Annotated in this window: 12 protein-coding genes; 6 read left to right on the forward strand and 6 right to left on the reverse strand. The window is 68.2% G+C overall.

Annotated elements, in window-relative coordinates; translation table 11 throughout:
- The 5 genes from AB4Y91_RS10355 to AB4Y91_RS10375 all read right to left on the reverse strand — a co-directional run.
- Nucleotides 1–286 (reverse strand): hypothetical protein (locus tag AB4Y91_RS10355; RefSeq protein ID WP_441418399.1); only part of this gene is annotated, 286 nt, incomplete at its 3' end.
- Between the two features lie 145 nt (nucleotides 287–431).
- Nucleotides 432–1,790 carry an adenylate/guanylate cyclase domain-containing protein gene (locus tag AB4Y91_RS10360; protein ID WP_441418400.1) on the reverse strand — a complete coding sequence of 453 codons (1,359 nt, stop codon included), beginning with the start codon at nucleotides 1,788–1,790 and terminating at the stop codon, nucleotides 432–434.
- Entirely contained in the window at nucleotides 1,780–2,376 is a 597-nt protein-coding gene (locus AB4Y91_RS10365) for a PH domain-containing protein (protein ID WP_441418401.1), read from the reverse strand. The genes AB4Y91_RS10360 and AB4Y91_RS10365 overlap by 11 nt, the downstream gene beginning before the upstream one ends.
- Entirely contained in the window at nucleotides 2,369–3,286 is a 918-nt protein-coding gene (locus AB4Y91_RS10370; protein WP_441418402.1) for a biotin--[acetyl-CoA-carboxylase] ligase, read from the reverse strand. Before AB4Y91_RS10370 ends, AB4Y91_RS10365 begins: the two co-directional genes overlap by 8 nt.
- A 184-nt stretch (nucleotides 3,287–3,470) precedes the next feature.
- Entirely contained in the window at nucleotides 3,471–4,376 is a 906-nt protein-coding gene (locus AB4Y91_RS10375; RefSeq protein ID WP_441418403.1) for an SDR family oxidoreductase, read from the reverse strand.
- A 346-nt stretch (nucleotides 4,377–4,722) separates the two neighbouring features.
- Here AB4Y91_RS10375 and AB4Y91_RS10380 point away from each other — a divergent pair, with 346 nt between their 5' ends.
- The 4 genes from AB4Y91_RS10380 to AB4Y91_RS10395 all read left to right on the forward strand — a co-directional run bounded on the left by AB4Y91_RS10380 (nucleotide 4,723) and on the right by AB4Y91_RS10395 (nucleotide 10,039).
- A complete protein-coding gene (locus tag AB4Y91_RS10380; RefSeq protein ID WP_441418404.1) occupies nucleotides 4,723–6,306 on the forward strand; it encodes an acyl-CoA carboxylase subunit beta in 1,584 nt (527 codons plus the stop codon).
- Nucleotides 6,303–6,551 (forward strand): acyl-CoA carboxylase subunit epsilon, encoded by a 249-nt coding sequence (locus AB4Y91_RS10385; protein ID WP_441418405.1) that lies wholly within the window; start codon nucleotides 6,303–6,305, stop codon nucleotides 6,549–6,551. The genes AB4Y91_RS10380 and AB4Y91_RS10385 overlap by 4 nt, the downstream gene beginning before the upstream one ends.
- 53 nt (nucleotides 6,552–6,604) lie before the next feature.
- On the forward strand, nucleotides 6,605–8,314 hold the full coding sequence (locus tag AB4Y91_RS10390; RefSeq protein ID WP_441418406.1) for a DUF885 domain-containing protein: 1,710 nt from the start codon (nucleotides 6,605–6,607) through the stop codon (nucleotides 8,312–8,314).
- A gap of 273 nt (nucleotides 8,315–8,587) precedes the next feature.
- Complete coding sequence (locus tag AB4Y91_RS10395) at nucleotides 8,588–10,039, forward strand: dicarboxylate/amino acid:cation symporter (protein ID WP_441418407.1); 1,452 nt, start codon at nucleotides 8,588–8,590, stop codon at nucleotides 10,037–10,039.
- Between the two features lie 78 nt (nucleotides 10,040–10,117).
- Here AB4Y91_RS10395 and AB4Y91_RS10400 read toward each other — a convergent pair whose 3' ends face one another.
- Entirely contained in the window at nucleotides 10,118–10,696 is a 579-nt protein-coding gene (locus tag AB4Y91_RS10400; protein ID WP_441418408.1) for a hypothetical protein, read from the reverse strand.
- Between the two features lie 194 nt (nucleotides 10,697–10,890).
- Here AB4Y91_RS10400 and AB4Y91_RS10405 point away from each other — a divergent pair, with 194 nt between their 5' ends.
- Together AB4Y91_RS10405 and AB4Y91_RS10410 are read left to right on the forward strand one after the other, a co-directional pair.
- Nucleotides 10,891–11,259 carry a YbjQ family protein gene (locus AB4Y91_RS10405; protein ID WP_441418409.1) on the forward strand — a complete coding sequence of 123 codons (369 nt, stop codon included), beginning with the start codon at nucleotides 10,891–10,893 and terminating at the stop codon, nucleotides 11,257–11,259.
- Nucleotides 11,260–11,305: 46 nt separating this feature from the next.
- The gene (locus AB4Y91_RS10410; protein ID WP_441418410.1) at nucleotides 11,306–12,013 is read left to right on the forward strand and encodes a TetR/AcrR family transcriptional regulator; all 708 of its coding nucleotides are present in this window, start codon (nucleotides 11,306–11,308) and stop codon (nucleotides 12,011–12,013) included.

Consider the following 12,013-nt stretch of genomic DNA (forward strand, 5'->3'; position numbering starts at 1 on the left):
GCGTCACCGCACCATCCAACACCCGCGACGGATAATTCAACCGCCCCACCGCATTCTTCGCCTTCGACACCACCCACACACCACCATCGTTCAACTCCACCTCAGCAGTCTTAAACCCCGGATAGATGATGGCCCCCGTCACCAACACCGCAGCAGCAGCCACAAGGCCGGTTGCGGTCAGGTAGTTTTTGCGGTGTTTTGTCCGGGCTGCGGATGCGGTTTTGGTTCGGGCAGGGCGGACGCCGGGGCGTGTTTTTGCCCGCACGGTATCGAGGATGTTTTTCATTTCCTGCTGTCCCCCAGTGTCACGCCCGCTGGACGCAGTGAAGTGCCTTGGCGTGGTCGGATATCCACGACTATGACATATTGACCATCGAATAGAGAAACCTGCGCGCCGCTATTGCGGGCGTTCAGGGTCTTTGCCTGGCCGCCTAATCCAGGACCAGGCCCCTCCCGCTGCCCCGTTGCAGCTCCACGGGGTGGATTTCGCCGAAGCCGCGCACGTTCTCGGCGTCGCGGGGAAGCAGTACGAAGCGTTCGTCGTGTTCCAGCGCCGCCGCGGTCATGGAGTCCACCAGCACGGTGCCCGGATCGGCCAGCGCCGTGAGGCGGGCGGCCAGGTTCACGGTGGGCCCGTAGATGTCACCCAGCCGGGAGAGGATGCGGCCCCACACCATGGCCACGCGCGCCTGCGGCAGGATCTCGTCCTCGTTGAAGGCCTGCGAGAGGGCCAGCGAGATCTCGGCCCCGGCAGCAGGGGTTTCGGCAATGTAGAGGACTTCATCGCCGACCGTCTTCACGAGGCGTCCGCCGCCGACGGAAATGATTTCCGCGCACTTGTTCTCAAAGCGCTGCACCAGCTGGGCAAGCGTCTTTTCGTTCATCCGGCGGGACAGGCTGGTATAGGAGACCAGGTCCGCGAAGCCGACGGCGCGGGCGAGCGGCAGCGGGGCGTCGTCCTCGTCCCCTTCGCGGCCTTCCTCGCTTGAGGCCAGGCCGGCCTCGGCGCGCACGGCCAGGCGCTGCACCCCGGCGTTGAGCTGGCGGCGCCAGGAGTAGACCAGCATTTCCTCGAGTGCGTCCACGAGCGAGGGCAGTTCGCTGACCAACCGCTTGCGGGCCACGGCGTCGGTGACCCCCTGCTGGTGGACCATGTCCTCCACCAGGGCCTCGATCTGCCAGACCACCATGCGGTCCGTCATCTGGCCGATGGCGCGGGTGACGGAGATGGCCGCTTCCTCGGTGAGCTTGCCGGCGCGGACCAGGTCCACAATTGTGCTCAGCGCGGACTGGTCCCGTTCCGTGAACGCCACGTCGTCGTCGCCGAGGTTGGGGAACCCGAGGGCGCGCCAGAGTTTCCGGGCGGACAGCAGGGACAGCCCTGCACCGGCAGCCACCTCGCGGCGGCGCAGCTTGCGTTCGCCGCCCAGCAGCCGCTGCTCGAGGGCCTTGGTGGCGAGGCGTTCCGCGGACATGGTGCCGGTGGGAGGGGTGGCAGGCGGCTCTTCGGCGGCAGCCGGGCCGGCGGCGGCGGCGTCGTCGTCGGTATCAGCGTTGTCGTCGGTGGCGGGGTCAGCAGCACCGGTGGCGGGGTCAGCAGCACCGTCGGCGGGGTCAGTGGCGTCGGAGCCGGCGTCGGTGTCGAAGTCGGCCGGGTCATCCGCGTCGGAAGTTGCGAGGGAGTCCAGCACGGCGGCTTCGAGGGAGGACGCTTCGAGTACCGCTTCGGGCACGTCCGAGGGTTCGGCGGCCAGGAGTCCGGTGTCGGGGTGCACGTTCTCAGCGTTCATCTCTTCCACCTTCTCTCAAGTCCATGGGCCATTCGCCGGGATCGTGCATCGTGTCGTCGGCCTCAAGCAGTTCGTCCTCCGGAAGTTCGTCTAACGCGTCGAGAATGAAGTTCCGGAACGTCATGACTTCGGGGACGTCCGGAATCACCGTGCTGGAGGGGTACCCGGTATCCAAGGATATATTCCCCGAGCGCAGGGTCCGTTGGAGCAGCGTCTGTTCGATGAACACATTACGGACCGCGGCCAGCGGAACCTGCTGGTCGCGCCGCCGCAACATGCCGTATCGGGCAACCAGGCGCCGGCTGGTCAGGGTGTAGCGGCTGGCGTGCCAGGTCACCACCCTGGGGAGGCAGTAGCCCACCAGCACCCAGGCCGCCAGCGCCAGGCAGCCGCCGATCAGCCACGGCGTCCAGTCGGGAGTGACGAGCGGGACGAGTTTGGCCGGCCCGCCCTTCACAATCCAGGCGCAGGCATAGGCGGTGAGGGCGGAGACCAGGATGAACAGCAGGCCCGGGACGATCAGTGTCCGCGGCTGGGGGCGGGTAACGACAATCACTTGCTCGCCCGGGAGGAGCTCCTTACGCATAGCCGCTTTCGCCGCCGGCCTCGCCGGGAGGGGTCCAGGGACGCAGGTGCACGACGTCGCCGGCGGTCACCACGTGCTCGTGCCCGGCCGCATCGACCACCAGCAGGGATCCGTAGTCGTCCAGCCTGTTGGCGTGGCCGATGATCTCGTGGTCGCCGGGAAGCTGGGCCCGGACCTGCTTGCCGAGGGTGGTCAGCACGTGCTCCACCCGCTTGTGCAGCGAAGGACCGCCAGCCATTCCCGCGGCGGGGTCGCCGTCGGCGTTGCAGAAGCTGCGGTAGAGCGTGGCGAAGCGGGAGAGGTAGCTTTTCAGCAGTGCCGTCCGGTCCACCGTCGTCGGGTGTTCCAGCAGCACCGAGGTGGCCGTGGGCACCGGAAGTTCGGCCTCGGTGAGACTGACGTTCAGCCCGGTCCCGAGCACCACGGGGGGAACGGCGCCGTCGCCCATGGGGCCCAGCTGTGCGAGGATGCCGGCGATCTTCTGGCCGCGGACCAGGACGTCGTTGGGCCATTTGAGTTCGGCCGGGATGCCGGCGGTTTCCAGCAGGGCCTCCCGCAGCGCGAGCGCGGCAAGCAGCGAAAGCCAGGAGTAGCTCTGGGTGGGCAGCGGGCGGCCCTCGGCGTTGACCGGCCGGAGCACGATCGAGACCGAAACGGAACTGCGGGCCGGGGCTTCCCAGTGCCGGTCCAGGCGGCCGCGGGCGGCGCTCTGGTACTCAGCAGTGAGCACGGACAGGTCCGGCCAGGCACCGGGATCCACGCTCACGCCGCGCAGCAGGTCCGCGTTGGTGGAGCCGGTGGACTCCACTACGGTCAGTTGCGGGATGCCGTTGGCCGAGAGGAACGCGGCGTCGCTGAGGGCGCCCTGGTCCAGGGGTGGACGGTCCGGTGTCTCCTGCGCGGCTTGCATGCTTGAATCCTACCGAGTTACCGTTCCGCCGGCTGCGGCCCGGTCACCGCGGAACGTCCCCACGTTTGGACGCCGCCGCCGGCGCGTTGCACTGACACGCCGCGGCATTCCGGCGTCGAACCCGCAAAGGTGGGGAGTTTCGGCGGCCCGCACCGCCCCGGAACGGCGAAAAGCGGCCGGAAACTCAGAGGAAAATGTCAGGAACCAGCCGGTCTTCCGGCGCGCCCAGGCTGTACGGCGCGAAGTCCGTGACGCCGGCTGCGGCCAGCACCTCTTCGTCGGTGTAGAAATTTCCGCTCCAGCTGCCGGATGCCGGGATGGCATTGCTGGCGGTCAGCACGGCGTGGGCGGCGTCGGCCATGATCTGCGGGCCGCGCGCACCGCGGACGATCTGCTCGCCGCCGGGCATGTTGCGGATCGCGGCGGTGTCGATCAGGGTGCAGGGCCAGAGCGAGTTCACGCTGATGCCGTCCACCTTGAGTTCCTCGGCCAGGCCCAGCGTGGTCAGGCTCATGCCGTACTTGGCCATGGTGTAGGCAAGGTGCATGCCGGCCCACTTGGGGTCCAGGTTCAGCGGCGGCGAGAGCGTGAGGATCTGCCCGGCCGTGGATTCGCGGAGCGCCGGCAGGGCGAGCTTGCTGAGCAGGAAGGTGCCGCGGACGTTGATGTCCTGCATGAGGTCATAGCGCTTCATGTCCACGGCGTCGGTCTTGGAGAGGTCGATCGCCGAGGCATTGTTGACCACAATGTCGATCCCGCCGAAGCGTTCGACGGCGGCGGCAACCGCGCCGGCGACGTCGGCGTCGTTGCGCACATCGCCGACCAGCGGCAGCGCCTGTCCCCCGGCCTCCTCGATCTGCTCGGCGGCCGAGTAGACGGTGCCCTCGAGTTTGGCGTGCGGCTGGCCGGTCTTGGCCAGCAGCACGATATTGGCGCCGTCCCGGGCCGCACGGAGGGCGATCGCCAGGCCGATGCCGCGGCTGCCGCCGGACATCAGGATGGTGCGGCCCGCCAGGGTACCCGAGGCCTGGTACGGCTCCGGCTGGCGGGGTTCCGGGGAGACGGCCGAAGCGTCGTTGCTTGAAGTCATAGCCCCACCTTAGCCGATGTTACTCACCAGTAACATACCTTTTCGCGGGACGGTCATGACGTTCCCGCCCGGTTATTGCCCGCGCGGACGCGGAAATATGGCCCGCACCCGCGGAATTCCGGGGTCCAGCCCCGGTGCGGCCGGGGGCAACTGGGCTGGAGCGCAGCAGCCGGCGGTGAAGCTTGGGGTGAAAATTGTAGGTTTTCTACAGCGGCGCGGACGAATACCGTCACTAGACTTGCCAGCACGGCCATGTTTTTGTGTGGAATCCACTTAAGCGCCACCGCACAGGCCTGCGACAGCCGTAACGATGAACAGCAGCGAACAACAGAGCCGGAGACACTTGATGAGCCACGATCTGACCACGACCGCGGGAAAGATTGCCGATTTCCGCGACCGCCAGGCCCGTGCCGAGCAGCCCTCCGGCCCGGAAGCGATCGAGAAACAGCACGCGCGCGGCAAGAACACCGCCCGCGAGCGCATCGACCTGCTGCTCGACGCCGGGTCCTTCGTCGAGTTCGACGCCCTCGCCGTGCACCGCTCCACGGCGTTCGGCATGGAGAAGAAGAAGCCGCTGGGCGACGGCCTGGTCTCCGGTTACGGCACCGTGGACGGCCGGCCCGTGGCCGTCTACAGCCAGGACTTCTCCGTCTACGGCGGTTCACTGAGCCAGGTCAACGGCGAGAAGATCGTCAAGGTCCAGGAGTTCGCGCTGCGCAACGGCTGCCCCGTGGTCGGCATCCTCGACGGCGGCGGCGCCCGCATCCAGGAAGGCGTCGCCTCGCTGGCCATGTTCGCGGACATCTTCCGCAACAACGTCCACGCCTCCGGCGTCGTGCCGCAGATTTCGCTCATCATGGGCCCCTCCGCCGGCGGCGCGGCCTACTCCCCCGCCCTGACCGACTACGTCGTCATGGTGGACAAGACCTCGCACATGTTCATCACCGGCCCGGACGTGATCAAGACCGTCACCGGCGAAGACGTCGACATGGAGACCCTCGGCGGGGCGCGGCAGCACAACGCCAACACCGGCACCTCCACCTACCTCGCCGCCGACGAGGCGGACGCCGTCGAGTTCGTCCGCGAACTGCTGGACTTCCTGCCCTCAAACAACCTCGCCGAAGCCCCGGTGCTGGAGCACAGCCAGCAGCCGGAGCTCGACGACGACGACCTGGCCCTCGATGTGCTCATCCCGGACTCGGCCAACCAGCCGTACGACATGCGCAAGGTGATCGAACAGATCGTCGACGACGCGCATTTCCTGGAGATGCAGTCGCTCTACGCGCCGAACGTGATCATCGGCTACGGCCGGGTCGAGGGCCACACTGTGGGCATCGTGGCCAACCAGCCGATGCAGTTCGCCGGCACCCTGGACATCGCAGCCTCGGAGAAGGCCGCCCGCTTTGTCCGGCACTGCGACGCCTTCAACATCCCCATCATCACGCTGGTGGACGTGCCGGGCTTCCTGCCGGGCAAGGACCAGGAGTTCCAGGGCATCATCCGCCGCGGCGCGAAACTGCTCTACGCCTACGCCGAGGCCACCGTGCCGAAGCTGACCGTGATCACCCGCAAGGCCTACGGCGGCGCGTACATCGTGATGGGCTCCAAGAAGCTCGGCGCCGACCTCAACCTGGCCTGGCCCACCGCGCAGATCGGCGTGATGGGCGCCCAGGGCGCGGTCAACATCCTGTACCGCCGCGAGCTCGCCGCGGTTGCGGAGGCCGGCGGCGACGTCGAGGCCAAGCGCGCCGAGGTCATCCGGCAGTACGAGGAGGAGCTGCTCAACCCGTACCAGGCCGCCCAGCTGGGCTACGTGGACGCGGTGATCGCCCCGTCCGAGACGCGGCTGCAGATCATCAAGGGCCTGCGCGCGCTGCGGGACAAGCGTGCCAGCCTGCCCGCCAAGAAGCACGGGAACATCCCGCTGTGACGCCCTCGATCGAACCGGGCACCGAGCCGGAAGCCACCACGCCGGCGGCGCAGCCGGCGCTCGCCGTCGTGAAGGGCGAGCCGACGGCCGAAGAACTCGCGGCGCTGACCGCAGTCGTCCTTTCCCTGGGCAGCGGCGAGACGGCCGCTGCGGAGAAGCCGGGCGTGCGGCACTGGATCCGGCGGCAGCAGCTGCAACTGGCGCCGAAGCCGGGCCCGGGCTCGTGGAAGCGCAGCCGCGGCTAAGAAAAGTTCAGTAACCCTTTCATAACTGGCGCGGCCCGGCTAGTCTCGTTCGGGTGACTACCCAAACAACTCAGAACACCACGCCCGACAATCCGGTTCCGGCACGCCCGCAGACCGCGATCGACGCCGTCGCTGACGCCTTCACGGACACCCTGATCCGGCTCAACCCGAGCTTCGCCACCGAGCTGGGCCTGCCCGGCCACGAAACCGAGTACCCGGACTTCTCCCCCGCCGGCCATGAGGAGTTCGCTGCCGCGGCCCGCGAGGCCCTCGCCGCGCTGGACGGGCTGGAGCCCGCTGACGACGTCGACGCCGTCACCCTGGACGCGATGCGCGAGCGCCTCGGCCTGCAGCTGGAGATCCACGACTCCGGCTGGGACCTGGCCGAGCTGAACAACATCGCCTCCCCGGCCCAGGAGATCCGCGCGATCTTCGACCTGATGCCGATGGACACCGCCGCGCAGTGGGAGCACATCGCCGGCCGCGCGCACAATGTCCCCGCTGCCCTGGACGGTTACATCGTGTCGCTGCGCACGGCCCGGGACGCCGGCCGGGTCTCCGCCGCCCGCCAGGTCCGGATCGTGATCGAACAGACCACCAAGCACGCCGCGGACGACGGCTTCTTCGCCAAGCTGGCCGCCGAGGCAAAGACCGCCGAGGGTCCGCTGCCCGAAGACGTGCAGTCCAAGCTCGACGCCGGAGCTGCCGCCGCCCGCGCGGCCTATGCCCGGCTGGCCGGCTTCCTGGAATCCGAACTGCTGCCGGCCGCCCCGGAAAAGGACGCCGTGGGCCGCGAACGCTATGCCCTGGCCTCCCGCTCCTTCCTCGGCGCCACGGTGGACCTTGAGGAGACCTACGCCTGGGGTGTCCAGGAACTCGACCGCCTGATCGCCGAACAGGAGCGCGTGGCCAACGAGATCCGGCCCGGCGCCACGGTCGAAGAGGCCAAGGAAATCCTGAACAACGATCCGGCCCGCCGGCTCAAGGGCACCGACGCCCTCCGGGCCTGGATGCAGGAGCTCTCCGACAAGGCTGTGGCCGACCTCGCCGGCGTGCACTTCGACATCCCGGACGCCATGAAGACGCTCGAGTGCAAGATTGCCCCCACCCAGGAAGGCGGCATCTACTACACCGGCCCCTCGGACGACTTCAGCCGGCCGGGCCGGATGTGGTGGTCCGTGCCGCCGGGCGAGGACACCCTCACCACCTGGGCCGAGACCACCACGGTCTACCACGAGGGCGTGCCGGGCCACCACCTGCAGGTCGCCACGGCCACTTACCGGCGGGAGCTGCTGAACAAGTGGCGGCGCAACGTCTGCTGGACCTCCGGGCACGGGGAAGGCTGGGCACTGTACGCCGAGAAGCTGATGCAGGAGCTCGGCTATTTGAAGGATCCGGGCGACCACATGGGCATGCTGGACATGCAGCGCATGCGGGCGGCCCGGGTGGTGTTCGACATCGGCGTGCACCTGGAGTTGGAGGTGCCCGAGCGTTGGGGGTCGGGCACCTGGACTCCGGACACGGGGTACGAGTTCCTGAAGCAGAACCTTGCGATCAGCGAGGGCCAGCTGAAGTTCGAGTTCACCCGTTACCTCGGCTGGCCGGGGCAGGCGCCGTCGTACAAGGTGGGCCAGCGGCTCTGGGAGCAGATCCGCGCCGAGCTCGAATCCCGGCCGGGCTTCGACCTCAAGGCCTTCCACACCAAGGCGCTCAACATGGGCTCCGTGGGGTTGGACACGCTGAAGCGGGCGCTGCTGGGGTAGGCCGGGCCTGTTGCAGGCACCCTGCCTGGTGTCCCGGGGGAGCAGCCATCCTCTGCGTGCTCGCTCGTTCCTCGCTTAGACGCACGCTGCCGGATGCCTGCTCCCCCGGGCCTATGGAGAGACAATCGCCACACCTGGGGCCGGAATAACTTCACAAACGGGCAGTCTTCCGGCGTCTTTGCGGGGTTCTTGCGCGCGCCGTTCAATTCGGGGCGCGTAACATTTCTCAACGTTTGTTCGCCGTGTTATGCAGCCCGGTCCTAGCGTATTCAGGTGACCACTCAGACAAGCACCCCCGCAACCGCAGGCAAGCCCGGTTTCAAGCTGCCCAAATGGGCCGGCTCATTCGGCTTCCAAATCATCGCCGCCCTGATCGTGGGCCTGGGCCTTGGCCTGCTCGCGAAATACACAGGCAGCACCAAGGCCAACCCCAACGCCCTCGGCGCCACCCTGCAGACCATCGGCTCGAGCTACGTCTCGCTGCTGCAGACCGCCGTCGTGCCGCTCATCTTTACCGCGGTCGTCAGCTCCATCTCCAACCTGCGCGCCGTCTCCAACGCGGCCCGGCTGGCCTGGAACACGCTGCTCTGGTTCGCGATCACCTCGCTGATCGCGGTGCTGATCGGCATCGGCCTGGGCGTGCTGCTGCAGCCCGGCGCTGGCACCGGCATCACCAAGCAGGCCGAGTACGCCGGCAAGTCCGGTGACTGGTGGGCGTTCCTGACCGGGCTGTTCCCGAAGAACTTCCTGGGCCTCGGCGCGAGCACCACCGTCACGGACGGCGTCGCGACCACCGCCGTGAGCTTCAATGTCCTCCAGATCCTCGTGATCGCGATCGCCGTCGGCATCGCGGCCCTGAAGGTGGGCAAGGCCGCCGAGCCGTTCCTGAACCTCAACGCCTCCGCACTCGCCGTGATCCAGAAGGTCCTCTGGTGGATCATCCGGATCGCCCCGCTCGGCACCGTCGGCCTGATCGGCAACGCCGTGGCAGTCTACGGCTGGGACACCATCGGCTCGCTCGGCAAGTTCACCTTTGCCATCTACGTTGGCCTCGCCCTCGTGCTGTTCGTGGTGTACCCGGTCCTGGTCCGCAGCCACGGCCTGTCCATCAAGCAGTACTTCTCCGGCGTCTGGCCCGCGGTGCAGCTGGCCTTCGTTTCCCGCTCCTCCGTAGGGACCCTGCCGCTGACCCAGCGCGTGACCGAACGCTCCCTGGGCGTGCCCCGCGCCTACGCCTCCTTCGCCGTGCCGCTGGGCGCCACCACCAAGATGGACGGCTGCGCCGCGATCTACCCGGCTGTATCCGCGATCTTCGTGGCCCAGTTCTTCGGCATCCAGCTGGACTTCACCCAGTACCTGCTGATCGCCCTCGTCTCCGTGCTGGGCTCCGCCGCGACCGCCGGCACCACCGGCGCCGTCGTCATGCTGACCCTGACACTCTCCACGCTGGGACTGCCGCTGGCCGGCGTCGGCCTCCTGCTGGCGATCGACCCGATCCTGGACATGGGCCGCACCGCGGTCAACGTGGCAGGCCAGGCCCTGGTCCCCACCATCGTGGCCAAGCGCCAGGGCATCCTGGACGAGTCGCTCTACAACGCCCCGCGCAACGGTGACCCGTTCAGCGACGACGTCGTGGACGCCGATGTTGTGGACGCCTCCCGTGTGGACGCCGACGGCGGTGTCCCGGCTGCCGAGGGACGCGAACTGGCCGGCGCCAAGGCCTAAGCCCAGCGCCCAACGAAAGCAGTCCCCGGGGTTCTCCTCCCGGGGACTACTTTTTTATGGTCCTGGTGCTGCTGCGCCCTAGTGGCCGCCTCCGCCGATAACGCCCTTCTCGATGGCCTTGGTGACCGCGTCGGCCTCGGCCTGGGTCAGGGTGCCGTCGCTGACAGCCTTGTCCAGCCTGGTCTTTAGCGCCGCGGCGCGTTCCGCCTGTTCGGCGGTGCGGAGCTCCGTCAGGGCCGCCGTCACCTTGGCCTCGTCAATGCCCAACGAGGACGCGAGGGACTTGGCCAGCTCCGCCTCCATGGCCGCCCTGTCCGGCCGGGTACCTTCAGCCGGCCGGGCGGTCGGTTTGTGGGCGTCGCGGAAAGCTTTCAGCGCGTCGGTGACCTTGGCTTCGTCCACGCCGAGCTTGGCCGCGAGTTCGGATGCCCGCGCACCGCCGAAGCCTCCGCGTTCGCCGCGTTCACCGCCAGGGCCGTGCCCGCCGCGCATTCCCATGCCGTCACCCTTTGTGCTGCTTCCGTCCGGGGAAGCGGTGGAGCTGGGGGTGGGGGTCGGCGTCGTGGTGGCGGAGGCCATCCCAGCGACTCCGACGCCGGCGCCCAGCGCCAGGGCGGCGGCCGAAATGCCGAGCGTGATTCTCTTGGTACGTGACATGTGCGCTCTCCTGGATATGCCGTACAGCGACGGCTCTGCGGTCAGTGGTCTTTCGCAAGACGTGACTCCAGTGTGTGCCGCGGGCTTCGGCGGGAGCTGTCCAGAACCTTTCATCTTCCTGTGAATGCTTCCAGGCCGTGCCGTTCCCCAAAACCTTCCCTTGTCCCGGGGCGCAAAGTGGCTAGGCTCAGGTCATGCTGATCGTCACCTCGAACGACATCCCCGGCCACCGGATTGACGCCGTCTTCGGCGAAGTCATGGGACTGACCGTGCGGTCGCGGGACGTCGGCGCCCAGGTCGTGGCGGGATTACGTGCGCTGGCCGGCGGCGAGCTGCGCGAACTGACCCAGGTGCTTTACGAGAGCCGGCAGGAGGTCATGGCGCGGATGGTCGCGGAGGCCGCGCAGCGCGGTGCCAACGCGATCGTGGCGATGCGGTTCGACACGGCCCACATGGCCAACAACTGGACGGAGATCTGCGCCTACGGCACGGCGGTGTTTGCCATCCCGCTGGGCGCCGGCGAGCCCGGCGCAACGGGCCAGTCCGTCCAGCTGACGAGCTGAGCCCAGAAACTTGCCCTGAGTGCAAACATGCACATAGTGTAAGTGCATGCCCACTCCGCCCCTTTCCGACCCCGACGGCGGGGCGGCGCCGCCGTCGCGGCGCGAGCTGAACAAGGCCGCCACCCGGCAGGCCATTACGGATGCCGCGCTCGGCCTGCTCCGTTCCAGGGGCCCGGGCAACTTCACGGTGGAGGACATCGCCGAAACCGCCGGCATCTCCCGCCGGACCTTCTTCAACTACTTCAGCAGCACCGAAGTGGTCATCGCCTCGGTAACCCACGGGTTCCTGGACACCGCGCTCCAGCAGTTCCGGCTGCGCCCGGCCGACGAACCGATCCTGGAATCAGCGCAGGCGGCCCTGGTTGAACTCGCCGACCCGATGACCATTGCTCCGCTGGCTGAGCTCTACAGCCTGGGCCAGTCCAACCCGCAGCTCAACCGGTCCGAGCTGGAGGCCTGGGACCACTGCACCGCCGAGATCATCGATGCCGCCCGCGAACGCTTCGCCCGGGGCTCCGGCGTCGAAATCGACGAGCTGTACCTGCGCGCCCTCGCCGGCTCGGTCATCTACTGCGGCAAAGCCGCCATGGATGTTTGGTTCGCACGCTGCGGCGGCTCACTCACCCCCGATTCGCTCTCCACCCTGCGCCAACTCCTGATCGACTCCATGGGCCTGCTGGGCTCCGGATTTGCCTCCCCCGCAGCCGTCCCGGCCGCCACCCCACCCGCCGCCCCTTCCCCAGATCGGTCCTGA

The organism is Arthrobacter sp. YAF16, from assembly GCF_052113385.1.
In the GTDB taxonomy this organism is placed as follows: Bacteria; Actinomycetota; Actinomycetes; order Actinomycetales; family Micrococcaceae; genus Arthrobacter.